Origin of the sequence: uncultured Tateyamaria sp. (genome assembly GCF_947497045.1) — a bacterium.
Lineage (GTDB): Bacteria > Pseudomonadota > Alphaproteobacteria > Rhodobacterales > Rhodobacteraceae > Tateyamaria.
Window position 1 is genome coordinate 435,084 of sequence record NZ_CANMEU010000002.1, and the last position, 23,735, is coordinate 458,818.

The 23,735-nt window shown below is 60.6% G+C and carries 18 protein-coding genes; 7 read left to right on the forward strand and 11 right to left on the reverse strand.

Annotated elements, in window-relative coordinates; genetic code table 11:
* Positions 1 to 39 precede the first annotated feature (39 nt).
* From Q0859_RS05640 to Q0859_RS05680, 9 genes are all read right to left on the reverse strand, one after another.
* Positions 40 to 495, reverse strand: a complete 456-nt coding sequence (locus Q0859_RS05640; protein ID WP_299148450.1) for a cytochrome c-type biogenesis protein — start codon at positions 493 to 495, stop codon at positions 40 to 42.
* Positions 492 to 2,453: a heme lyase CcmF/NrfE family subunit gene (locus Q0859_RS05645; RefSeq protein ID WP_299148452.1), complete on the reverse strand. Its 1,962-nt coding sequence runs from the start codon at positions 2,451 to 2,453 to the stop codon at positions 492 to 494. Before Q0859_RS05645 ends, Q0859_RS05640 begins: the two co-directional genes overlap by 4 nt.
* Positions 2,454 to 2,680: 227 nt before the next feature.
* Complete coding sequence (locus Q0859_RS05650) at positions 2,681 to 3,253, reverse strand: holin family protein (RefSeq protein WP_299148454.1); 573 nt, start codon at positions 3,251 to 3,253, stop codon at positions 2,681 to 2,683.
* Entirely contained in the window at positions 3,244 to 3,855 is a 612-nt protein-coding gene (locus tag Q0859_RS05655; RefSeq protein WP_299148937.1) for a holin-associated N-acetylmuramidase, read from the reverse strand. Before Q0859_RS05655 ends, Q0859_RS05650 begins: the two co-directional genes overlap by 10 nt.
* Before the next feature lie 74 nt (positions 3,856 to 3,929).
* Positions 3,930 to 4,373 carry a cytochrome c maturation protein CcmE gene (gene ccmE / locus Q0859_RS05660; RefSeq protein WP_299148455.1) on the reverse strand — a complete coding sequence of 148 codons (444 nt, stop codon included), beginning with the start codon at positions 4,371 to 4,373 and terminating at the stop codon, positions 3,930 to 3,932.
* A gap of 16 nt (positions 4,374 to 4,389) precedes the next feature.
* Positions 4,390 to 5,418, reverse strand: a complete 1,029-nt coding sequence (gene argC / locus Q0859_RS05665) for an N-acetyl-gamma-glutamyl-phosphate reductase (protein WP_299148457.1) — start codon at positions 5,416 to 5,418, stop codon at positions 4,390 to 4,392.
* Between the two features lie 27 nt (positions 5,419 to 5,445).
* Positions 5,446 to 6,255: an aspartate/glutamate racemase family protein gene (locus tag Q0859_RS05670; RefSeq protein ID WP_299148459.1), complete on the reverse strand. Its 810-nt coding sequence runs from the start codon at positions 6,253 to 6,255 to the stop codon at positions 5,446 to 5,448.
* Positions 6,256 to 6,266: 11 nt separating this feature from the next.
* Positions 6,267 to 7,148, reverse strand: coding sequence for a lysophospholipid acyltransferase family protein (locus tag Q0859_RS05675; RefSeq protein ID WP_299148461.1), 882 nt, complete (start codon positions 7,146 to 7,148; stop codon positions 6,267 to 6,269).
* An 89-nt stretch (positions 7,149 to 7,237) separates the two neighbouring features.
* A complete protein-coding gene (locus tag Q0859_RS05680; protein ID WP_299148463.1) occupies positions 7,238 to 10,639 on the reverse strand; it encodes an indolepyruvate ferredoxin oxidoreductase family protein in 3,402 nt (1,133 codons plus the stop codon).
* 186 nt (positions 10,640 to 10,825) lie between these two features.
* Between Q0859_RS05680 and Q0859_RS05685 the strand changes: the two genes are divergently transcribed.
* From Q0859_RS05685 to purL, 4 genes are all read left to right on the forward strand, one after another.
* Positions 10,826 to 11,731, forward strand: a complete 906-nt coding sequence (locus tag Q0859_RS05685) for a LysR family transcriptional regulator (protein WP_299148465.1) — start codon at positions 10,826 to 10,828, stop codon at positions 11,729 to 11,731.
* 255 nt (positions 11,732 to 11,986) lie between these two features.
* The gene (locus Q0859_RS05690) at positions 11,987 to 14,278 is read left to right on the forward strand and encodes a mechanosensitive ion channel family protein (protein WP_299148467.1); all 2,292 of its coding nucleotides are present in this window, start codon (positions 11,987 to 11,989) and stop codon (positions 14,276 to 14,278) included.
* Between the two features lie 196 nt (positions 14,279 to 14,474).
* On the forward strand, positions 14,475 to 14,876 hold the full coding sequence (locus Q0859_RS05695; RefSeq protein ID WP_299148469.1) for a hypothetical protein: 402 nt from the start codon (positions 14,475 to 14,477) through the stop codon (positions 14,874 to 14,876).
* A gap of 208 nt (positions 14,877 to 15,084) precedes the next feature.
* Complete coding sequence (gene purL, locus Q0859_RS05700; RefSeq protein ID WP_299148471.1) at positions 15,085 to 17,244, forward strand: phosphoribosylformylglycinamidine synthase subunit PurL; 2,160 nt, start codon at positions 15,085 to 15,087, stop codon at positions 17,242 to 17,244.
* Between the two features lie 58 nt (positions 17,245 to 17,302).
* Here the strand turns inward: purL and Q0859_RS05705 are convergent, their stop codons facing one another.
* Entirely contained in the window at positions 17,303 to 18,559 is a 1,257-nt protein-coding gene (locus tag Q0859_RS05705) for a VWA domain-containing protein (RefSeq protein WP_299148473.1), read from the reverse strand.
* Between the two features lie 60 nt (positions 18,560 to 18,619).
* Positions 18,620 to 19,528 (reverse strand): MoxR family ATPase, encoded by a 909-nt coding sequence (locus Q0859_RS05710; protein ID WP_299148475.1) that lies wholly within the window; start codon positions 19,526 to 19,528, stop codon positions 18,620 to 18,622.
* Positions 19,529 to 19,708: 180 nt separating this feature from the next.
* Between Q0859_RS05710 and Q0859_RS05715 the strand changes: the two genes are divergently transcribed.
* Genes Q0859_RS05715 through Q0859_RS05725 form a run of 3 tightly spaced genes read left to right on the forward strand, consistent with a single transcriptional unit; the run spans position 19,709 to position 23,735 of the window.
* Positions 19,709 to 20,737 (forward strand): glycosyltransferase family 2 protein, encoded by a 1,029-nt coding sequence (locus Q0859_RS05715; RefSeq protein WP_299148477.1) that lies wholly within the window; start codon positions 19,709 to 19,711, stop codon positions 20,735 to 20,737.
* Positions 20,734 to 21,363: a hypothetical protein gene (locus Q0859_RS05720; protein ID WP_299148478.1), complete on the forward strand. Its 630-nt coding sequence runs from the start codon at positions 20,734 to 20,736 to the stop codon at positions 21,361 to 21,363. The genes Q0859_RS05715 and Q0859_RS05720 overlap by 4 nt, the downstream gene beginning before the upstream one ends.
* Positions 21,360 to 23,735, forward strand: coding sequence for a glycosyltransferase family 2 protein (locus Q0859_RS05725; protein ID WP_299148480.1), 2,376 nt, complete (start codon positions 21,360 to 21,362; stop codon positions 23,733 to 23,735). Before Q0859_RS05720 ends, Q0859_RS05725 begins: the two co-directional genes overlap by 4 nt.

A 23,735-nucleotide genomic window follows, 5' to 3' on the forward strand; every position in this document is an offset into this window, starting at 1 on the left:
ATATCAAACCGATCCGTCTGGAACAGCCCCGACGCGCCGTCACTCATCCATAATCTCGCGCAAGCGTCTGGTTTCAGCCTCATTCAGGCCCGCATCCATGACAGCCGGGGCCGTGCTGCGCCCGCGCAGGTACACAAACCCCATGATCGCGGCCATCAGCAGCATCAGTGGACCCGCGGCCCATAACAGCCAGTTCGATCCAGACACGCGCGGGTTCATCAACACAAACTCGCCATAGCGTTCGACGAAAAAGTCGGTGATCTGGGCGTTGGTCTGCCCTGCGGCCACCTGCTCGCGGATCACGCGGCGGGTGTCCACGGCCCATTGCGCATTGGACGACGCGACGGATTCGGACTGACACACAACACAGCGCAATGCGTGATCCAGTTCGCGCGCCTGCGCTTCAAGGGCCGGATCCTCCAGCATCTCGGACGGATCAAGCGCAAGGGCCGCCCCGCTCAACACAAACCACAAGGTAACGGTAAGCCACCTCATTCCGCAGGCACCGGCTTGGCCATTTTGCGCGCCCCAACGGCGACGCGAAACCGGCGGTCCGTCAGGCTGAGGAAACCCCCAAGCGCCATCAGCGCACACCCGATCCAGATCCAGTTGGTCAACGGCTTGATATAGGTGCGCACCGCCCAGCCTCCGTTGGCTTGTGCATCCCCGATCACCACATAGACGTCGCGCGCCAGATTATAGTCGATGGCCGCTTCGGTTGTCGGCATCTGCGCCACGGGGTAGATTCGTTTTTCCGGCTTCAGTGTCGCGATAAACCGGCCATCCTTGGCCAGGGTCAGCGTGCCGACCGTAGCCAGAAAGTTCGGCCCCTCGACATCCTCGACCCCGTCAAGGGTCAGCGTGTAACCCCCGACCTCGAACGGTGCCCCAATCTGGGCCACGCGAATGTCCTCGGATTGCCACGACGTCAGGCCCGCAACACCCAGCATCGTGATCCCAAGGCCCCCATGCGCGATGGCCTTGCCCCAATCAGCGCGCGGCAGACGGAACAGGCGCGCAGCATTGAACCGCTGCCCGGTACGGCTTGCGATGTCCACGGCCGCGCCCATGACCAGCCACGCGCCCAAAAACGCGCCCATCGGCCCGATCAGGCTGCGCCCGGTCTGCATCGCCCAGGCTAGCCCGCCAAAGGCGAGTGCCAGCACAAAGGCATAGCGCAAGGGGCGCATGGCGCGGGTCAACTGCCCCCGCTTCCACGGCACCATCGCACCGACCGGCAGGATCAGGCCCAAAATCACCATGAACGGGGTGAATGCCATGTTGAAAAACGGCGGGCCCACACTCAGCTTGCGATCAAAGAACATCTCGGCCACGAGCGGCCACATGGTGCCGACAAAGACCACAAAACAGCTCACCGCCAGCAAGGCATTGTTGGCCACGAGCGCGCTTTCGCGGCTGACCATGCCAAAGACGCCCCGCGCCTCCATTGCGCTGGCCCGAAAGGCAAACAGGATCAGCGCACCGCCCATGAAAAAGCCCATGATCATCAGGATGAACACGCCGCGTTCGGGGTCGTTGGCAAAGGCATGCACAGATGTCAGCAGGCCCGAACGGACAATAAACGTCCCGATCAGCGAAAAGCCGAAGGCGAGGATGGCCAGCAAAATGGTCCAGGACTTCAGGCTCTCGCGTTTTTCCACGACAATGGCCGAATGGACCAGGGCCGCTGCCAGCAACCACGGCATGAAGGACGCATTTTCGACCGGATCCCAAAACCAGAACCCACCCCAACCCAACTCGTAATAGGCCCACCAGGACCCAAGTGCGATGCCGATGGTCAAAAACACCCAGGCCGCCAGGGTCCAGGGGCGGACCCACCGCCCCCAGGCCGCATCCACGCGACCTTCGATCAGCGCGGCCACGGCAAATGAAAACGCCATGCTCAGCCCCACATAGCCAAGGTACAGAAACGGTGGATGGAACGCCAAACCGGGGTCCTGCAACAGGGGATTCAGGTCCTGCCCGTCAAAGGGCGGTACCGCCAGCCGCAGAAACGGGTTGGAGGTGAAAAGAATAAACGCCAGAAACGCGACCCCAATCGCCCCCTGCACCCCAAGAACACGGGCGCGTAAGGAGGGCGGCAGATTATCCCCGAACCATGCCGCCATCGCGCCAAACAGGGCCACGATCAGCACCCAGAGCAACATGGAGCCCTCATGGTTCCCCCATGTGCCCGAAATCTTGTAAAGCATCGGCTTGGCCGAATGGCTGTTCAACACCACCAACCGCAACGAAAAGTCAGACACGATAAACGCGTACATCAGTGCGCCAAAGGCGACAGCAATCAGGTAAAATTGCGCAGATGCGGCAGGTTGGGCCATCGCCATCCAGCCCGCATTTCCCCGCCAGGCTCCAATCATGGGCACTACTGCCTGAACGATGGCGACAACAAAGGCGAGGACGAGGGCAAAGTGGCCGAGTTCTGTAATCATACTCTGAATTATAGAGGGGCCGAACCACTTCGCCAATGGGTCAGACCGATATGTCGCATCACGACATCGCCAGCCTCTTCTTTTGACTACAAATACCGCGGGGGAGGCCGCAAGGCCGGGGGCAGAGCCCCCTCATCTGGAAACTCCCGGTCGCATGGCCTCGGGCAGAGCCTCCTCATCTGGAAACTCCTGGCCGCATGGCCGGGGGCAGAGGCCCTCTTTCGCCCTCAGGCGGCGCGGCGCCACTCGTCCAGTGCTGCGTTCACATCCGGAACGAGCGACGCGGTTGTCAGACGCGCGTTCGCGCCGGTTTCAGCCGCACCCACACTGCCCGCACGCATCCTGCGCAACGCGCCCACATTTTCCATCACCTGTGGCACGCGGTTCATTGTCTCGACAATTTCGCGCTGGAACTGCTGCGCTTTGACCTGATGGCGTGCCCCAAAGTAAAACGATACGATCACGCCCAACAGCCACCACAGCGGTTCCGGCACCAGCGCAAGCCCCTGCATGCGCTCGGAAAACCACAACGGCGCAATCATCGCCGACACGAACAGACCCAAAGTGCCAAGCGCAAGCGCGGGGCGTGGCAGCCGGTTCAGCCCGTCCATCACCCGATCAAACACGCCCTGACGGGGGACGATGAACTCTTGCCCAAACTCGCGCATCGCCTGCATCTGCACGGCTTGGGCGCGCACCGACCCAGCCTCCGCATTTTCGCGAAACACCTCGACCGTATCCTTGACCACATTGCGCCCGCCCCCAAAGACGAGGCCCAACACCCGCTCCATCAACCCCATGTCCCAACCCTTTCCTGAAACTGAGTCGCGCTGAGATGAAAGCGCGGTGCAATAAATTCCTCGGCGCGTTTGATCCATCCGCCCTTTCCCCCAGCCCGGCTGCGGGCGTATTTACGGCTGGCCGGGCGCTGATCGGCGATGCGGAAATAATAGTTACGCCGGGCAATCCCATAGGCGTCCACCAGATGCTGTGGCGCAGAGTCGTAGGCCGCACGCGCGGCCCCAATGGATTGCGGCCCCAACGCACCGTCCACACTGCAAGGAAAACCCATCTCGGTCAGAAGACGTTGCAGGATCTTGATCGCATTGCCCCCTGCGTTCACATACATGTCAAAGACGGTTGCGTGCAGAACATCAGGCAGCTCGGCAATGCGCGGACGCTCAAAATAATGGGTCACAAAAATGTCGACGGCCTGCGCCCGCGTCAGGCGGCGCACATCGCGCACATCCACATCCCCGTCCCGATCCAGATCAAGGCCCAAACGGCGCATGGTGTGGATCGTGACTCCGAAATTCGTGGCCCCTCCGGGATCGTCGGGATCATTCACATAGCCGCCCTCGCGGGCGACGATCTCTTTGGCAATCTGGCGAACGGTGTGCATGTCTGCCCCCTCATGGCGTTCCATGGGGCAACACTGCATTCATGTTGGTTAATGGGTCTTAACCCCTGCGTACGCTAGCCGTTGGGGTCTTGGTACACGCCTTGCGCCTTGAGCGCGTCAACCACCTCGGACGGCATATAGGTCTCGTCATGTTTGGCCAGAATTTCAGAGGCTTCGAAGACGCCGTTGATGTAGCGGCCTGTGCCGACCATCCCCTGGTTTTCCTCAAACAGATCCGGCAAAACGCCGGTGAAGACGACGGGCACAGCCGCGCCGCCATCTGTCACCTCAAAGCGGATCGATTCGCCCTGCCCCCGGATCAGCGACCCGTCAGCAACCAATCCGCCAATGCGGAACACCTCATTGGGGCCGGGTGGTTCGGCCACGATTTGGCTGGGCGCGCGAAAGAAATTTATGCCGTCGCGCATCGCGTAACCAATCAGCACCGTCGACACGGTCAATGCCACCGCCGCAAGGGCGATGATCTGGATTCGGCGCTGTTTCTTCAGGCTTTTCATAGGATACTGTCACGTCTCACGGGAAAAGAGGGGCCATCATCAGCCCCTCGGTCTCCGATATATCTAACATCAGATTGGCATTTTGCAACGCTTGGCCCGATGACCCTTTTGTCAGATTGTCCAACGCAGCGACCACAACAGTCCGTCCCGGAATGCGGTCCGCAGCAACACCGATATGGCAGAAATTCGATCCGCGAATATGGCGCGTGCTCGGGACCTCGCCCATGGGCAGGACCTCAATAAAGGGTTCATCCCGGTAGGCGGACCCGAGCGTGTCATAAATCACCTGCGCCTCCCCTTTGACGTAAGCGGTGCCCAGAATGCCCCGATTGGCCGGGATCAGGTGGGGTTGAAACTGGATGTGCACATCGCGCCCGGCCACCTTGCTGAATTCCTGGTCAAATTCGCCCAGGTGCCGATGCGTCCCACCAGTGGCATAGGCATGATAACCTTCGGACAATTCCGCGTGCAGCAGATTTTCCTTGAGCGCCCGCCCCGCCCCGGAAACCGCCGCCTTGAGGTCAAGGATGATGTCATCAAGGTCGATCACCCCCGCCGCGATCAGCGGACGCAGTGCGAACTGGCCCGTGGCCGCGTTGCACCCCGTGCCCGCCACCAGCCGTGCGCCTGCGATCTCGTCCCGGTAGAACTCGGTCAGCCCATAAACCGCCTCGCCCTGCATCTCGACCGCGCTGTGGGGATTGCCGTACCACTTTGCATAGGCCTCCGGATCACGCAGCCGGAAATCGGCGGATAGATCCACGATTTTCAGATTGCGCGGCAGCCCCGAGATCACCTCCTGGCTCGTTTTGTGCGGCAGCGCGCAGAAACACAGATCAATGCCAGCCCAGTCGATCTGATCAAAGGCGACCATATCGGGCAGATCGAGGTGACGCAGATGCGGGAACACAGTCGCAAGCGATTGGCCCGCTTTAGAGAACGCCCCCAAAGCCTTGATATCAATGGAAGGATGTCCAGAAATCAACCGGATCAGTTCAGCGCCCGTATAGCCGGACGCGCCCAGAATTGCGATGTTATAGGTCATGTTTTCAAATCCAGAAAAGAGGTCAGATCAAGCGGCGTCAAAGCTGATCTGTCGTCGCAAGAACTGGGTGGCGCGCGTGCTGACGGTCTTGGGATCGCCCGTCGTCAGATAGGCTGCCGCCCCTGTGCCCATCTTGTCGGGATGGCGGGTCAGGTAGTCGGCAAGGCTTTCGCCCACGAGACTGGCCTGGGAATAGACGGCCACGTCCGGCCCCAAAGCCTCCTGAAACTGGTCCTGCATCAGCGGATAATGCGTGCAGCCCAAAATGGCGGCCTGCGGTTCCGGCATCTTGCGTTTCAACGCGTCCACATGGCTGCGCACCAACGCATCCGCCAGGATCATGTCCCCATCTTCAATGGCATCAACCACGCCGCCACAAGCCTGCGCCTCGACATCGACCCCGATAGCCCGGAACGCCAACTCGCGCTGGAACGCGCGGGACGCAACGGTCGCAGGCGTCGCAAACAGCGCGACATGCTGCACACCGACTTCGCGGGGCGGGGAATTGTCACCCCATTGCCGCTCGGTCAGCGCCTCAATCATGGGCACAAACACCCCAAGCACACGCTTGTCCTGAGGCACCCAGCCTTCCTGCATCCGACGCAAGGCAGCAGCCGAGGCGGTGTTGCAGGCCAAAATCACCAGATCACAGCCCGCATCAAACAGCCGCTGCACCGCCGCACATGTCAGGGTATAGATGTCATCGGCGGTGCGTACCCCATAGGGCGCGTTGGCACTGTCCGCGAGGTATACGAATTCCACATCCGGCAACCGCGTCTGCGCGGCCTCCAGAACGGTCAAGCCGCCCAGACCGGAATCAAAAATGCCAACTGCCATGTTGCGCTGCCCTAGCTGCGGTGCCGCTCTTCGAATTCATAGCCCAAATCAAAGACCTTCACCGGGTTCGGGTTCAGCTCATACGTGGCTTTGCGCAGGAATTCCATCATCTGTTTGGGGTTCCCGGCCATTGGGTCCAAAACCGCCCGCTCGATAGGGTCGCCGATCACAACACGCACAGGGGTATCGACGCGCTTTTTGAACTCTTTGATCAGCAGACCAAGGCGCAGCGTGTTGTGGGTGTGGCTTGCGATCTGAAACAAACGGCTTGTGTGTCCGTCGAAATAGAGCGGCACCACCGTCGCCTGTGATTTGGCCACCATACGGGCGGTAAAGCTGCGCCAGCCGGGGTCCATGGGGCGTGAAAACGGCTTGGCAGCGGTGCTGACAGTGCCACCAGGAAAGATACCGATGGCCCCACCCGTCCCCAAATAGCGCAGGGATTCCTTGCGCGTGGCCATATTCAACGCCATCGCCGCGCGGGTGTCATCAAAGCTGATGGGCAGCAGGACGCGGTTCAACTCTTCGGCCTTTTTGAAGACCGAGTTGGCCATGATCCGGAAATCACCCCGCACCATCGACAGGATATGGCCCATGATCAGACCATCCAGAATGCCATAAGGGTGGTTTGCGATCAAAATCAGCGGCTTATCACGCGGAATATTGTCAAGCGATCCGCCAACGACATCAAGGCTCAGCCCATAGCGTTCAACCATCACCGCCCAGAAATCACGGCCCGCCGCGACCTCATCCTCGTAGCCTTGCGCGCGCTTGATCAGGCGCAACCGCCCGGTCGTGTTTTCCATCAGCCGGATGAGGGCACGGCCCCCCTTGGTTTCCGCCGAATGGGAATAGCTGATTTCGCGGGTGATCTGGCGTTGCCGGCTGGGCATGTGAGCCTCTGGAAAGGTCGTTGCACGTCGCGGCAATGTAGTGGGCCGCGCCAGCTCTGCCTAGCCTTTATGGCATCCATTTACCGTGATCATTCCGCCGCCTGTGCCTGAACAGCACCGCCTGCGTTGATCACAGCCAGCAATTCCTCGCGCCGTTTTGCCGCCTTGGCCTCATTGGCTTGCTTGACGGGTCCAAAGCCGCGAATATCCAGTGGCAGGGCCGCCAGTGCCAAAATCGCATCCCGTGTCTGCACATCAAGCTTGGGCAACACCGTTTTCATATCCGCCTCATATTGCTTGATCAGCGCGCGTTCCATCCTGCGCTCGGCTGTGTAGCCGAACGGATCCAGCGGGGTGCCCCGCAGCGCCTTGAGCCGCGCCAGCAGGCGGAAGTTGCGCATCATACCGGACCCGTATTCCTTTTTCACGGGTCGCCCGTCTGACCCTTCCTTGGACAACAGCGGCGGGGCAAGGTGGAACTTCATCTTGAAATCGCCGTCAAACTGCGCGCGCGCCTTGACCTCGGTGTCCAGATGCAGTCGTGCGACCTCGTATTCGTCCTTGTAGGCGAGCAGCTTGTGATAGCCTTTGGCAGCCGCCTCTTTCACCGCCTCGTCCCCGATGCCGTCCACCAGCTTGCGATAGCGTTTGGCGAGCCGCCTGGACTGGTATTTCACCAGATAATCCGCGCGGAAGGCGATCTTGTCCTCAACCGTTTTGGGCAGTTGAACCACGTTCGGGGCAGACACCCGCGCCACGTCTTCGGGGTGCAGCACAGCCCAACGCCCGATATTGAAGGCGCGCGTGTTCTTGTCGACCGCCGTACCGTTCAGATCAATCGCTTGCAGGATCGCCTCAAGGCTGAGGGGCACGAGGCCGCGCTGCCATGCTGCGCCAAAGATCATCATGTTGGAAAAGATCGAGTCCCCCATCGTGGCCTTGGCCAGATCCGAGGCATCAAACATATCAACCCGGTCGCGCATCCGCGCCTCAAGCGCGAGGGCCAGACGGTCGGTGGGCAACAGGAATTCGGTGTCACGGGTGAAATCGCCGGTAATGATTTCATGGCTGTTCACGACCGCACCCGTGCGCCCCGCCGATGTCAGCCCTAGGGTTTTGGCCCCCGCACTCACCACCAGGTCACCGCCAATCAGCGCGTCCGCCTCGCCCGTCGCCACACGGATTGCACTAATGTCGTGGGGGTCATTGGCGATACGGCAGTGGATGTGCACCGCGCCGCCCTTCTGGGCCAGGCCCGCCATCTCCATCATGCCCGCGCCCTTGCCGTCGATATGGGCGGCCTGTGCCATGACGGCCCCGATGGTGACCACACCTGTGCCCCCCACCCCGGTAATGACGACATTCCACGTGCCCCGGATCGCAGGCAGCCGTGGCATCGGCAGGTCCGGCAGGTCCAGCGTGGTGGTCGCCTGTTTCTTCACCTGCGCCCCTTCCAGCGTGACAAAGGACGGGCAGAACCCGTTGACGCAGGAAAAATCCTTGTTGCAGGAGGATTGATCAATCGCCCGCTTGCGCCCCAATTCGGTTTCGGCAGGCACGATAGAGACGCAGTTGGACTGCACCCCGCAATCCCCGCAGCCCTCGCAGACATCGGTGTTGATGAACACGCGCTTGTCGATGTCGGGGAAGGTTCCGCGCTTGCGGCGACGGCGCTTTTCGGCAGCACAGGTCTGAACATAAACCATGACGCTGACCCCTTCGGTCTTGGTCAGCCGTTCCTGCACGGCCTGCAAGTCGGCACGCTCATGGGTCGGCACGCCAGATGGGAAGCGGGACAGGTCCACGTCTTCCTTGTCGTCATAGACCACGACCACGTTTTCGCAGCCCATCGCGCGGACCTCGTTCACGATGCGGTAGGGGTCAAGCCCGCCTTCGTTGGTTTGCCCGCCGGTCATGGCGACCGCATCATTGTAGAGGATCTTGTAGGTGATGCTGGTGCCCGCCGCCAAAGCCGCGCGGATCGCCTGCACACCTGAGTGGTTGTAGGTGCCGTCGCCAAGGTTCTGGAACACGTGTCTGCGCTTGGAAAACGGGGCCTCGCCAATCCAGTTCGCGCCCTCGCCGCCCATATGGGTATAGCCGAGCGTTTCGCGGTCCATCCACTGCGCCATGAAGTGACAGCCAATGCCCGCATAGGCACGGCTGCCTTCGGGCACCTTGGTGGATGAGTTGTGCGGACAGCCCGAACAGAAATAAGGCAAACGGGCCGCGATCTCTTCGGCATTGTCGGACCGGCGGGCCTCATCCAGCGTCAGCATACCCGCCTTGATCCCGTCCGTCTCGCGGCCTTCATCGATCAGGACCTGCCCCAGCTTGGTGGCAATCTCGACCGGGTCGAGCGCCCATTTCGCGGTGAAAAACTCGCGCCCATCCTTGGTGCCGCCATAGACACGGCGGCCCTGCCGGTTGTCAAAGATCGCCTCTTTGATCTGCACCTCGATCAGCTTGCGCTTTTCCTCGACCACCACGATCAGATCCAGCCCATCAGCCCAGTCGTTGAACCCCTTCATGTCCAGCGGCCAGGTCTGGCCCACTTTGTAGGTGGTGATGCCAAGGCGCTCGGCCTCGTTCGCATCAATGTTCAGCAGCGACAACGCATGCACCAGATCAAGCCAGTTCTTGCCCGCAGCCACAAAGCCGATCTTGGCACCGGGCTTGCCCCACATGCGCTTGTCCATCTTGTTGGCGTTGGCAAAGGCTTCGGCGGCATAGCGTTTGTGATCGATCAGGCGCGCCTCTTGCGCGATGCGTTCATCCACAAGGCGGATGTTCAGGCCCCCCTCGGGCATCGGGTAGTCAGCGGGGGCGAAGTTCAAGCGATGCGGGTTGCCGTCGACCACCGACGTCACCTCGACCGTGTCCTTCATCGTCTTGAGGCCAACCCAGACCCCCGCAAACCGGCTGAGCGCGATTCCATAAAGGCCGTAATCCATGATTTCCTGCACACCTGCGGGTGAAACCACGGGCATATACGCATCCACCATCGCGAATTCGGATTGGTGCAGCACGGTCGAGGATTCGCCGGTATGGTCATCTCCCATCGCCATCAGCACGCCGCCATGGGTCGACGAACCCGCCATATTGGCGTGGCGCATGACATCGCCGGTCCGGTCTACGCCCGGCCCCTTGCCATACCACAGACCAAAGACACCATCATACCTGCCCTCACCGCGCACCTCGGCCTGTTGCGCACCCCAAAGCGCAGTGGCGGCAAGGTCTTCGTTCAGGCCGGGTTGAAAGGTTATGTCGGCGGCCGACAGCTGCTTGAGCGCCCGCATCATATGCAGATCCACCGCACCCAGCGGGGATCCGCGATAGCCCGTGACAAGGCCGGCGGTCTTGAGCCCTGCAGCAACGTCACGCGCCTTTTGCATCAGCATCAAACGCACCAAGGCTTGGGTGCCATTGAGCAGCACCGGGCTTTTGTCCAGGTCATAGCGGTCGTTCAGTGAAATCTTTTGCGTGCTCATGCGCGGCCTCCCTGCCCGACTGATATTATAAGATACAACCTAATCTTGCATATCTACGCCAAATATAGGTCACAAAGACTGACCTGCATACATATATTTTTGCTATCTTCATGTTCCCCTTACCGGTGCGGTATGAAACTAAGTCAATTGATGTAGTGTCAGGCAAACTTTACGGATGTTCGGAATATGGATTGGGACAAGCTCAGAATTTTTCACGCGGTCGCAGATGCAGGCAGCCTGACCCATGCGGGCGACAAGCTGAACCTCAGCCAGTCTGCGGTGTCGCGCCAGGTCCGCGGGCTTGAGGAATCGCTTAATGCGACGCTGTTTCACCGCCATGCGCGCGGCCTGATCCTGACCGAGCAGGGTGAGTTGCTGTTTGACGCAACCACCGCGATGAACAAGCGGCTCGACACCGCCAGCGCGCGCATTCGCGACAGCGAAGAAGAAGTGTTTGGCGATCTGCGCGTCACCACCACGATCGGGTTCGGCACGCTGTGGCTGGCCCCGCGGCTGGCGAAACTTTATGCGCAATACCCTGACCTGCGTGTCGATCTGATGCTGGAAGAACGGGTGCTGGACCTGCCCATGCGCGAGGCCGACGTGGCCATCCGCATGAAGGAACCAAGTCAGGCCGATCTGGTCCGCAAAAAGCTGATGACGGTAAAGATGCAACTCTTTGCCACACAAAAATATCTGGATGCCAACGGGGTGCCCGATGATCTGGACGATCTGCGCGATCACCGCCTGATCTGCCAAAGCGTGAATGCCGCGCAGGTCGGGGCAAGTTCGTCTCTGGTGCAGCATTTGCTGACCTACGAGGTGCGCAGCCTGCTGACTGTCAACAACTACTTCGGGGTGCTTCAGGCCGTCTTGCAGGACCTCGGCCTTGGGATTTTGCCGGACTATGTGGCACTGAACGATGCACGACTCGTGCAGGTGTTGCCGGACATCGAATCCGCTGATGTGCCTGTTTTTCTGGCATATCCGGAAGAATTACGGCAATCCAAGCGGATCGCCGCCTTCCGCGACTTCGTACAGGAAGAGCTGGCCGCATACCGTAAGATATTGAGGCAAAAAGAAAACGCCTGAGCTATGCGCTTGGCGCATGCCGGACATGTCATGTGAAATTCACAAAGTGCCTTGATTGGGGGCATTGGCGGGCCTACCTCGAGCGCTGAAGAGACTGGCGCTTCGGCGCGATCTTCATACCTCCCTGTTGGACTTGGCCGAGCTTCGCGCTCGGCCTTTTTTTTGGTGTTTGCCACAAGATACATCCCCCTTGCGTCGCGCGGCACAGACACGCAGGCTATGTCCAGAAGACGCAAAACGCGCACGAGGGGACATATGACCATCAAACATGCACTCATGGGGGCATTGTGCCTGATTGTGACAACGCTGTTGGTTGCAGCACCACCTGCCCAAGCACAGTCGTTATTCTCGACCACTTCGAACACGACCGACAACGCAGCCCCGGCCCTGCCCACCCTCCTGACCGAAGAGGCGGCCAATGCGCTGATTTCGCGGCTCTCGGATGCGCAGGTGCGCGACCTGTTGCTTGATCAACTCAATGCGAAAATGGTCGATGACAGCACCGCAGACACCGATGTGAACGACTTTTTCTATCATCTGACCGAAGGGGCCGCCTCGACCATCACCGAGGCCATCGCACGCTTGCCCATCCTGTTCAGCAGTCAGGCCGAAGCATTTTCAAACTTTGGGAATTTTCTGGGCGGGGACGGGTTGGCGCGGCTGGCGGGGTTCTTTGCGCTGAGCATCTTTGGCGCACTCGCGATCGAGTTCGTGTTCCGCCGGGTGGTGCGCCGATGGCTTGTGCTGCCGCCGACTCCGCCCGCGGATCAGACGCTGCGCAACCAGCTTTGGGCGCTTGGGGTCCGTCTGACGGGCAATATCATCGCCGTAGCGGTGTTCATGTTGGCCTACCGGATCATCACAAATCAGGTCGTGCCGCAGTTTTATCACCCGTTCATGCTGTTGGTTGGCCCGTTTCTGATCGGCTTTCCCCGGATGGCCACGGCGGTCATACGCTTTCTGATGGCACCGGAAAATCCCGCCTACAGGATCGTGCATGCCGATGATCGCACAGCGCGCGCGATGGTCTTTCACAACTTCTGGCTCGCCTTTCTGATCGGGTTGGGCGCGGTCATCATCCCCTTCAATGCCGCCAACGGTGTGCCAGTGGGTGAAACCCGCATCGGGTTCTGGCTGAACTTTGCCGTACATATCTATGCGGCCGTCCTGATCTGGCGTTACCGGGCGGGGCTGACCATGATGATGCGAGGCAGTGATCCGGATGTATCCCCCATAGAAGAGCGGATCGCGCGCGCCTTTCCGATCTTTGGGATCGTGGTCTCGCTTGGCACGTGGTGGGTCGTCAGCGTCGTGGCGAGCTTTGGCAACTTCGCCCTGCTTGGCAGCGCGCCGCACTATAAAACCATGTTCTTGCTGTTCTTTGCGCCATCCATGGACACCGCCATTCGCGCGATCGTGCGCCATGCTGCTCCGCCCATGACCGGGGAAGGTCCCGTGGCCGAGCGCGCTCATTATGCGGCCACACGCTCGTTCATCCGCATCGGGCGGGTGATCGTATTCGGGCTTGTGCTGATCCTGATTGCACGGTTCTGGGGGATGACGCCCGGCTCGATTGCGACGGCTGGCGTGGGCGAACGCTTTGCCGCTTCGCTGATCGAATTTATGATGATCCTGTCCATCGGCTATCTGGCCTATGAGGTCGTCTCGCTCTGGATCAACAGCAAGCTGGCGGCTGAACAGACGGCTGCGGGCCATGACCTTGAAAACGAGGATCTGGGCGACGGGGGTGGCGCGGGCGGCTCGCGCCTGTCCACCGTCTTGCCGCTGATCCTTGGCGTCTCACGCGCCACCATCGCAATCGTGTTCATCCTGCTTGGGCTGGGGAACATCGGCGTGGACACCACCCCCCTGCTCGCAGGTGCGGGCATTGTCGGCCTCGCTATCGGCTTTGGCGCGCAAAAACTGGTAACGGACGTGGTGTCGGGCATCTTCTTTCTGGTCGATGATGCCTTTCGCACCGGCGAATATGTTGAGGTCGAAGGCACCATGGGCACGGTCGAGAAAATCTCGATCCGGTCCATGCAGCTGCGCCACCACAAGGGGCCCGTGCACACGCTGCCTTATGGCGAGATCCCCAAGATCACCAACTTTTCCCGCGATTGGGTGATTATGAAACTGCGCTTTACCGTGCCCTTTGGCACCGATCCCGAAAAAGTGCGCAAGCTGTTCAAGAAGATCGGCCAGGAGATGATGGCCCTGGACCAGTTCAAGGATGACTTCCTGCAACCGTTCAAAAGTCAGGGTGTGTTTGAGTTTGACGATGTAGGCATCGTGATCCGTGGCAAGTTCATGGCCAAGCCCGGCACCCAGTTCGTGCTGCGCAAGGAAATCTACAACCGGGTGAACAAGGCCTTCGAGGAAAACGGGCTGGAATTTGCCCGCCGCGAGGTGCGTGTCGCCCTGCCGGGTCTGGAAGAGGGGCACAGGCTGACCGGAGATGACAAGAAATCCATCGCCGCCGCCGCCACGCAAGCCGCACTGGAACTGGCGGAAGACAGCCCGAAACCTGACAAGCCGGGGAACTAGGCAAGCGACACGGGTGACGTTATGCCCCCCTCCCCCCTGATCTGATAGGCATCTCGGGCCAGAGCGAACATCGACCCGGCGTTTTCGTCGGCGTTGGCTCAGTCGCCGCTGATATAGGCACACAGACTTGTGACCAGCCTTTGCCTTTGGAAACGTCGGCCCCACGTGTTGCCTATACTCAGCGAAAGGAAATGGAATGACCAAATTCAAACTCACTGCCTCCGCTCTGTTCACCGCAGCCGCATTGGCGCTCACGACCCCCGCCGCCCAAGCCGAGCTTAGCCCCTCGGACATCAACGCCCTCAATGGCAAAAGCGGGTTCCGCGTGTTGTCATCGGATGGTGTCGTGGTCGGCGTCTCGAATGGCATCAAGATCAACACAGATCGCACCCGGATGTTCCTGCGGCCACGCGGCGGTCGGGTGTTCCTGCCCAGTGGCGGCAAGGATATCGTGATCACTGTGCTGACCAGTCAACTGACGCTGCGCGGTGGTGATCTGGTGCTTGATGCAGACAAACAGCGTCTGCGCACCAAGGCCAAAAAGTCCTTTACAGATGACAGCTCCCCGATCGAGGTCATTCTGTTGAACCCACGCTAAGGCGGGGTGCAAAATCGGGTCAGTACGACCTCTGGACCGTCGCGCCCGCGTCGCCATGCCCCAATCACACCCGCTCCGAAATCGGGGCACTTGAAATGGTGCAAACAGATCGCGCGCACAACCCACAGACCGGCACTGCCCCCTTGCCCTCTTTCCCCCCGGCGTCACCTGCTCTAAAGAGCGCCTCAACGTCGCCGGGGGACAGACCATGCAAGAACCACAGATCACACCAGACCTGATCGCAAGCCACGGTCTCAGCCCTGATGAATACGCGCGCATCCTTGAAATCATCGGGCGCACGCCGACCTTCACCGAACTGGGTATCTTTTCGGCCATGTGGAACGAACATTGTTCCTATAAATCGTCCAAGAAATGGCTGCGGACCCTGCCCACAACCGGCCCACAGGTAATCTGTGGCCCCGGTGAGAACGCAGGTGTCGTCGACATTGGCGACGGCCAAGCTGTTGTTTTCAAGATGGAAAGCCACAACCATCCCTCTTATATCGAACCCTATCAGGGGGCGGCCACAGGGGTGGGCGGCATCCTGCGTGATGTGTTCACCATGGGCGCGCGCCCGGTTGCGGCGATGAATGCGCTGTCCTTTGGCATGCCCGATCATCCCAAGACCCGTCAGCTTGTCCACGGCGTCGTCGAAGGCGTGGGCGGCTATGGCAACGCCTTTGGTGTGCCCTGCGTCGGGGGCGAGGTTCGCTTTGACCCGGCCTATAACGGCAACTGCCTCGTGAACGCCTTTGCCGCGGGCCTTGCGGATGCGGACAAGATTTTCTACTCCGCCGCGTCGGGCATCGGCATGCCGGTTGTGTATCTGGGTGCCAAGACGGGCCGCGATGGTGTGGGTGGGGCAACGATGGCCTCTGCCGAATTTGACGACACAATCGAGGAAAAACGCCCCACCGTCCAAGTCGGCGATCCCTTCACCGAAAAACGGCTGATGGAGGCGACGCTTGAGCTGATGCAAACCGGCGCTGTTATTTCCATTCAGGATATGGGGGCTGCGGGCCTGACGTGTTCGGCCGTCGAAATGGGCGACAAAGGCGGCCTTGGCGTGCGGTTGAATTTGGACGCGGTGCCCGTGCGCGAAACGGCCATGACAGCCTACGAGATGATGTTGTCGGAGTCGCAGGAACGTATGTTGATGGTCCTGAACCCCGACCTTGAGGCTGAGGCCAAAGCGGTGTTCGACAAATGGGACCTCGATTTTGCCATCGTGGGCGAAACCATCGCCGAAGATCGGTTTGTGATCGAACATGGGGGCGAGGTCAAAGCCGACCTGCCGCTGTCCAAACTCTCATCCGAAGCGCCCGAATATGATCGCCCCTGGGTGCCCACGCCCACCGCAGAACCGCTTGGCGAGGTGCCGGCGGTCGATCCCATCGACGGGCTGCGCGCGCTGATTTCAAGCCCGAACTACGCGGCCAAACAGTGGGTTTACGAGCAATATGACACCATGGTCATGGCCGACAGCGCCCGCACGCCCGGCATGGGCGCGGGCGTTGTGCGCGTGCACGGTACGGGCAAATCGCTCGCCTTCACGTCCGATGTGACCCCGCGCTATGTCAAGGCCAACCCGGTCGAGGGTGGCAAACAGGCCGTGGCCGAAGCCTATCGCAACCTCACAGCCGTGGGCGCGCGCCCGCTGGCCACCACCGACAACCTCAACTTCGGCAATCCCGAAAAACCCGAGATCATGGGCCAGTTCGTGGGCGCACTGGACGGGATCGGACAGGCCTGTAGCGCGCTCGACATGCCCATCGTTTCAGGCAACGTCTCACTTTACAACGAAACCGACGGGGCGGGCATCCTGCCGACCCCCACCATCGGGGCGGTCGGGCTCTTGGCCGCGGATGATGAGATGATCGGCTGCGATGTGCGCGACGGGCATGTGGCGCTGATGATCGGCGAATGTGGTGGGCATTTGGGTCAATCCGCCCTGCTTGCCGAAGTGTTTGGTCGCGCCGAAGGAGACGCGCCTGCGGTGGACCTCGACATCGAAAAGCGCCATGGCGATTTCATCCGCGACAACCGCGCGCTGATCACCGCGTGCACGGACCTCTCGGATGGTGGCCTTGCGCTTGCCGCGTTCGAGCTGGCGGAAGCGGCGGGGGTCGGCGTCTGGCTCGACAGCGGCGACATGGGCACGCTCTTTGGCGAGGATCAGGGACGCTATCTGGTGGCCTGCAACTTCGACAAGGCCGAGGCGCTGATGATCGCTGCAGGGCGCGCGGGTGTGCCGATCAAATCGGTGGGCAAGTTCACCTCCGATAGCGTATGGTTCGGCCAATCCGGCGCACCGCTGGCTGAACTCAGTGCGATCTTCCGCAACAGCTTTGCCGAGACATTTGCCTGAAAAAGGGTCGGTGGGCGGTTGCCTTTTGGCAGCGCCAAAACAGTCCCGGTCCCGCCCCTCAGGACGCAACCTGACGCAACAACAGCCGGTCGCGGTCGCCCACATCATCGCGCTTTGAAATGACCGCCGCCAATTCCTCAAGCGAAGCGATAGAATGGCCTGCGCGAAAGCTGTCCACATGGGGCAGCATGGCCGCAATGCCCCGCGCTTTGGGGGCAAATTCGTCCCATCGCAATAACGGGTTGATCCAGATCAGGCGGCGCGATGACAGATGCAACCGCTCCATCTGCTTGGCCAGCGCATTGGGGTCGTCGCGGTCAAGCCCATCGGTGATCAGCAACACCACCGCCCCCTGCCCCATGACGCGCCGCGACCAGTCGCGGTTGAACGCCTCAAGGCAGGCCCCGATCCGGGTGCCTCCTTCCCAATCCTGCGCCTCGGCCCCCGCAGACTTTAACGCTGCGTCCACGTCACGCTGATCGAGATGGCGCGAGATATTGGTCAGTCGTGTGCCGAAGGTAAACGCATGCACCCGCGCCCACCCGGCCCCTCTGGCATTGCTGACCGCGTGCAGGAAATGCAGTACCGCGCGGGAATATTGGCTCATCGAGCCGGAAATATCACACAGCACCACGAGGTTCGGATAGCGGGTGCGCGGGGTTTTCCATTTTAGATCATGGAGTTCACCGCCCTGCCGCATCGCGGCGCGCAAGGTGCGGGCGGCATCGATACGACCCAGACCGGCCACCCTGGTGCGCCGCGTCGGGATCGGGTCAATCGGCAGGCGCATGCGCGCCAGCATCGCCTTGGCCTGCGCCATCTCCGCCGTGCTCATCTGTTCGAAATCGAGCGTTTTCAGCTTTTCCTCGGCCGACATGGTGAGCGAGGCATCGACTTCAATCTCGGTGCCGTCCTCTGCTTCGGGCTCATCCAGATCAGGGGCCCCTGCCCCGTCAAGCAATGCCTCGGCGGCCCGTTTTTCCGCCGCTTGCGCGCCGCGATCCTCCTGCACGCCGCGCACCGCAGGCAACATCGCTGCCATCATGTGCTCAAGATAGCGCGGATCGCGCCAGTAGAGCCGGAATATCTGGGCAAAGACCGTGCGTTGTTCGGGCTTTGAGACAAAACACGCATGAAGAGCCCAGTAAAAGTCCCGCTTTTCCGTAAACCCTGCTGTCTCGACCGCGCGGATCGCATCGATGATCCGACCGGGTCCAATCGGGATGCCCGCGCGCCGCAAGGCCCGTGCAAAATGGGTGATGTTCCCCGCCAGTTTGGGGTCATCAGGCAGATCAAGCGGCGCATATTCAGGCATCTGTTGTTCCCGGGGGCCAGCCCCCGGACCCCCGGAGTTTATCTTGCAAGATGAAGAGGATCAGGCGGGATCAAGGCTGGCTTTTGCCTCGTCCAGAAGTCGTTTGGCCTCTGAGCCGTGCAGTTTCTGGATGTCGTCCTGGTATTTCAGGATCGCCCCAAGCGTGTCAGCGATCACCTCCGGGCTGAGCGTGATCACGTCCAGGGCCAGCAGGCATTTGGCCCAGTCGATGGTTTCGGCCACGCCCGGTTTCTTGAACAGATCCTCGGTGCGCAGGCGTTGCACAAAGGCGACCACCTCGCGGCTGAGATTGGCGGCAGCTTCGGGCGCTTGCGCGGTCAGGATTTCGAGTTCCCGATCGAACGTGGGGTAGTCCACCCAGTGATAGAGGCAGCGCCGTTTGAGCGCATCGTGCACTTCGCGCGTCCGGTTGGACGTCAGGATCACAATGGGCGGTTCGGGGGCTTTGATCGTGCCGAGTTCGGGGATGGTGACCTGAAAGTCACTGAGGGCTTCGAGCAGGAACGCCTCGAACGGTTCATCTGTGCGGTCAAGTTCGTCAATCAGCAGCACCGGCGCGCCGTTTTCATCCGGGCGCATCGCATCCAACAGCGGGCGCTCAATCAGGTAGTCATCGCTGAACAGCTCACTTTGCAACGCTTTGCGATCCGCGCCCCCGGCCGCTTCGGCTGTCCGAATGGCGACCATCTGGGCAGGAAAGTTCCATTCATACACTGCCGAGGACGCATCAAGCCCCTCATAGCATTGCAGCCGGATCAGACGACGCCCAAGTGCTGCGGACAGCGCCTTGGCAATTTCGGTCTTGCCCACGCCTGCCTCACCTTCAAGAAACAGAGGCCGCCCGAGCGACAGGCTGAGGAACACGACCGTCCCAAGCGCGCGGTCACAGACATAGCCCTGATCGCCCAGCATTTTCTGGACGGCGTCGATGGTATCTGTTTGCGGCATGATGCTCCCCTTTGCGTGTCCAAACTGCACCGTGGGGGGGCTGCGTCAACCCCCTGTCGTTGACGGGATTCACCACAACTGGCATGATGTTAAGGTGATGAAAACGAGGTCCGAGGCATAACGCACCCGGACCCACGAGAGGCGGCGGGCGATGACCCCAACAACCGAGGCGGACGGCGCATGCGCGTGACGGCTGTGACATGTGTGAAAAACGAGGGCCCGTTCCTGCTGGAATGGATCGCGTTCAATCAGCTGATCGGGGTGACGGACCATCTGTTTTACTCCAACGATTGCACTGATGGGACGGATGATCTGCTGGATGCGCTGGCCGCGCGGGGCATTTGCCAGCACCTGCCCAACCCCGCCGAGGGGCGCAATTACCAGATGGAGGCGCTGAAGGACGCGCGCCGCCGGGATATCGTGATGCAGGCCGATTGGGTCTGGATTGCGGATGTGGACGAGTTTTTGAACATCCATGTGGGCGATCATACGATTTCGGCGCTGGTCGAAGCCTGCGACGATCCGCAGGCGATATCGATCAACTTTCAGTTCTTTGCCAATGACGGGATCGAGGCGTTCGAGGATGCCCCTGTGATCGGCCAGTTCACCCGATCCCACAACCCGGATCTGTGGTGCGGTGAGGCCGCGATCGAGGTCAAGTCACTGGTGCGTCACGATTTCCCCCTGAAATACTATGGGGCCCATCGCCCGTTTCAAAAGGGGAAAGAACGACCTAAGTGGACGGATGGATCCGCGCGCCGCGTACCTCATCGGTTTCTGGTGGCCGCAAACCCGCGCCGCATCCGTCGTTTTCCGGCCCATGGGGCACGCTTGCACGCGACGTTAAACCACTATGCGTTGCGCAGCCTCGACAGCTATCTCGTCAAGAACGACCGGGGCGATGTGAACCGCGAAAACCGCGCCTTTGACGACACATATTGGCGCGAACGCAATGATCCGGCATGGGAAGATACCAGCATTCAACGCTACCTGCCTGATCTGAACAAGGCGCTGACCGAGCTGAAGAAAGACAAGGATATCAAAGGCCTGCACGACGCCTGCGTCAAGGCGCATATCGCCAAGCGGGACGAATTGCTGAAGCAGGAGAGCTACCGCGAGATGCGGGCGCAGCTGCGTGCCGCATCAACTCTGCCCCCGCAGGAAGAGGCGATGTTGATCTCTCTGGGCTTGATGGATCCGGCTGCATGACGTTGAAGGTCGTCAACCTTGGTCTGCCCAAAACCGGGACCACGACGCTGGCAAAGGCGCTGCGCCGTGGTGGCCTGCACGCGGCAGACCACAGGATATTGCCCCATCAGACCCCGGTCACCGAGTTGCATGGCCAGTTCGTCGCGGATCTGCTTTATCGCGGATATTACGAAACTGGCGATCCCGCCACTTACCTGCCCGGGTTCGAAGCGCTGAGCGAGATGAGCGTGCTGCAACATTCCCGCTCGCTTTGGCCGCAGATGGATCATGGGCTGATCGAGGCCATTCGCACCCATCATCCAGGCGTCAAGTTTCTGGCCTCCAACCGGGACAGCTTCAAGACTTCGCAGTCCATGCTGGCGTGGTCCGATCTGGGCACATCGCGCCTGCCCGCCACAAATGCGCCCGGCCTGCCCGCAGGTTATGGCGAGACGACCGCACAGCGGGTCCAGTGGATCGAGGCACATTACGCCCATATGCGCGCCATCTTTCGCGGCGATCCGAATTTCTTTGAATATGACGTGGCCGCCCCGGATGCCCGCGATCAGATTAGCGCATTTCTGGGCTTTGACCTGCCCTGGTGGGGCAAGCTTAACGTGAACACACTTAGTGAGGTCGTGGGATGAAGATCCACCTGCACATCGGGCTTGAACAGGTGGGCGCGGACCGGCTGCAATCCGTACTTGCCGCCAAACGTGATCAGTTGATCACCAAGGGCATCCTGTTCGCGCGCAGCCCCGGAAACAAGAACCACACGCGCCTCTATATGGCCGTAACGGATCCTGAGCATATCGACCCGCTGCGCTATAATCGCGGCTATATCACGGGCGACAAACAGCAGGTGCTGCGCGAGGCGCTGATCGCCGATCTGACCAAGGAAGTGGCGCAGCACACCCCCGATCATCTGATCCTGTCGGCGTCGCAACTGGGTGTTTCGCTCGCCTCGCGGTCCGAACTGGAGCGGCTGCGGGACATGCTGGTGCCGCTATCCTCCGACATCCGCATCATCGCCCACATCGATGAACCCGCCCGCCTGCTGGCGCGCCACTACGGCGAGCAGATATTCGAGGGGCGCGGCGCATCGCTGGATCAGGAACTGGCGCTTGTCGGGGCGGATCGGTGGTGGGATGCCGCGCTGGCCGCTACGCCTGCCATCAACGCGCAGGCCGGGATTTTTGCCGAAAGCCAGGGGGCTGCGTTCTGGCTGGATTACACCGCACTTGAGGCCCATTGGAACGCGGTGTTCGGGGATGGTGCGCTGACGTTCCGGGCCTATGATGCGTCAGCATTTGCGGCCGAAACCGTCACGGACGAAATTCGTGCGGCCTTTCAGATTGAAAGCGCCATCGGCAAGGCTGCGGCTGACGAACCGCCTGCCCCGATTTCTGCCGCATGGCTGGCCCGGGGGCGTCAGTTGAACGCGCTGATCCTGCGTGTGCTGGAGGGCGAAAAGCTGATCCTGCCGCGTCAGTTGTGGCGCTCATTCGTGCATGAAATTCAGGTGGGCGGCGACCCGATTGATCCCAGCAGCTTGTCGGCGATCTCAAAGGTTTTTTCGACAAAAAACAAGGTGTTGACGGCCGACCATGATTTGCCCAAAGCGCTGTTAAAAGCTCCACCGGCGCAAGACGCCTGGGTCGAGGCGGACCCGACCCGAGGCTTTCGCGCATCGCAATATTTGCTGGGGTTCATGTGGCGCATTAACAAGGCCACGCAGGAAGAACGCAAATCCAAGGCCGCTGATCTGGCCCGCATCAACACCAGCCCCTCACCCGAACCAGCTGAGGTTGCCCCCGATACCAAGACCGACGGGCTGAGCGACAGCGCGCGCGCGCTCATGCCCCCGCTGGCCGTGCAGAACTTTGAAAAGCTGCGCACATCGTCCTTTGCGCCGCACAATCGCCTTGGCGCGGTGAACGAAGAAGAGATGGCCGTCGCCTACACCCCGGTCCCGCCCCGCGATCTGCCCAAGGGCTCGACCGGGAATGTCATCGTCGGCTGCATGAAAAACGAGGCCCCCTATATCATCGAATGGGTCGCCTATCACCGCGCGATGGGCGTCGATAACTTCCTGATCTACACCAACGGGTGCGAGGACGGGACGACCGAAATCCTCGACCGATTGCAAGAGATGGGCGTCGTGCAGCACCGCAACAACGACGGCTGGAAGGGCAATTCACCCCAGCAATACGCGCTGAACCAGTCGCTGAAAGAGCCGCTGATCCAAAACGCGGACTGGATTATCCACATCGACGTGGACGAATTTATGAATGTGCGCACCGGCAACGGCACCTTGCAGGATTTCTTTGATGCGGTGCCGGATGCGACGAACGTAGCGATGACATGGCGGCTGTTTGGACATAACGGCGTCACCGATCTGGCGGACGACTTTGTCATCGACCAGTTTGATCACTGCGCCCCCAAATACTGCCCCAAACCCCACACGGTCTGGGGTTTCAAGACCATGTTCAAGAACATCGGGGCCTATGAAAAGATAAGTTGCCACCGCCCCAACAAGCTTGTCCCCGAGAAAAGGGATAAAGTACGGTGGGTGAATGGTTCCGGCAAGGATATGACGAAAGAAGCAGCAGAAAACGGGTGGAGAAGTTCGAAAAAGTCAATCGGTTATGACCTACTGCAACTCAATCACTACGCGCTACGCTCGGCTGAATCCTTTCTGATCAAGCGCCAGAGGGGTCGCGCGCTACACGTGGATCGCTCCATCGGGATCAACTACTGGATCCGCATGGATTGGTCCGATTTCCGCGACATCACCATCAAGCGCAACCTGCCCCGCCTGCACGCCGAATTCGAAATCCTGATGGAAGACAAGGAACTGTGCGCATGGCACGAAAAGGGCTTGCAATGGCACCGCGCCAAGGCGGACGAGTTGCACAAGAACCCCGAATTCAAGGAACTGTATGATCAGGCCCTCAAGGTCAAATTGACGGAAACCGAACGTGTGGCCTATGCTTTGGCCCTCGATATGGAAAGTTGA

Coding starts and splice junctions, on each gene's coding strand:
- Q0859_RS05690 (WP_299148467.1), top strand. CDS start 11,987: ATGACCATCAAACATGCACTCATGGGGGCATTGTGCCTGATTGTGACA.
- Q0859_RS05705 (WP_299148473.1), bottom strand. CDS start 18,559: ATGCCTGAATATGCGCCGCTTGATCTGCCTGATGACCCCAAACTGGCG.
- Q0859_RS05725 (WP_299148480.1), top strand. CDS start 21,360: ATGAAGATCCACCTGCACATCGGGCTTGAACAGGTGGGCGCGGACCGG.
- Q0859_RS05670 (WP_299148459.1), bottom strand. CDS start 6,255: ATGGCAGTTGGCATTTTTGATTCCGGTCTGGGCGGCTTGACCGTTCTG.
- purL (WP_299148471.1), top strand. CDS start 15,085: ATGCAAGAACCACAGATCACACCAGACCTGATCGCAAGCCACGGTCTC.
- Q0859_RS05710 (WP_299148475.1), bottom strand. CDS start 19,528: ATGCCGCAAACAGATACCATCGACGCCGTCCAGAAAATGCTGGGCGAT.
- Q0859_RS05720 (WP_299148478.1), top strand. CDS start 20,734: ATGACGTTGAAGGTCGTCAACCTTGGTCTGCCCAAAACCGGGACCACG.
- Q0859_RS05640 (WP_299148450.1), bottom strand. CDS start 495: ATGAGGTGGCTTACCGTTACCTTGTGGTTTGTGTTGAGCGGGGCGGCC.
- Q0859_RS05680 (WP_299148463.1), bottom strand. CDS start 10,639: ATGAGCACGCAAAAGATTTCACTGAACGACCGCTATGACCTGGACAAA.
- Q0859_RS05685 (WP_299148465.1), top strand. CDS start 10,826: ATGGATTGGGACAAGCTCAGAATTTTTCACGCGGTCGCAGATGCAGGC.
- Q0859_RS05715 (WP_299148477.1), top strand. CDS start 19,709: ATGCGCGTGACGGCTGTGACATGTGTGAAAAACGAGGGCCCGTTCCTG.
- Q0859_RS05645 (WP_299148452.1), bottom strand. CDS start 2,453: ATGATTACAGAACTCGGCCACTTTGCCCTCGTCCTCGCCTTTGTTGTC.
- Q0859_RS05650 (WP_299148454.1), bottom strand. CDS start 3,253: ATGGGGTTGATGGAGCGGGTGTTGGGCCTCGTCTTTGGGGGCGGGCGC.
- ccmE (WP_299148455.1), bottom strand. CDS start 4,373: ATGAAAAGCCTGAAGAAACAGCGCCGAATCCAGATCATCGCCCTTGCG.
- argC (WP_299148457.1), bottom strand. CDS start 5,418: ATGACCTATAACATCGCAATTCTGGGCGCGTCCGGCTATACGGGCGCT.
- Q0859_RS05655 (WP_299148937.1), bottom strand. CDS start 3,855: ATGCACACCGTTCGCCAGATTGCCAAAGAGATCGTCGCCCGCGAGGGC.
- Q0859_RS05695 (WP_299148469.1), top strand. CDS start 14,475: ATGACCAAATTCAAACTCACTGCCTCCGCTCTGTTCACCGCAGCCGCA.
- Q0859_RS05675 (WP_299148461.1), bottom strand. CDS start 7,148: ATGCCCAGCCGGCAACGCCAGATCACCCGCGAAATCAGCTATTCCCAT.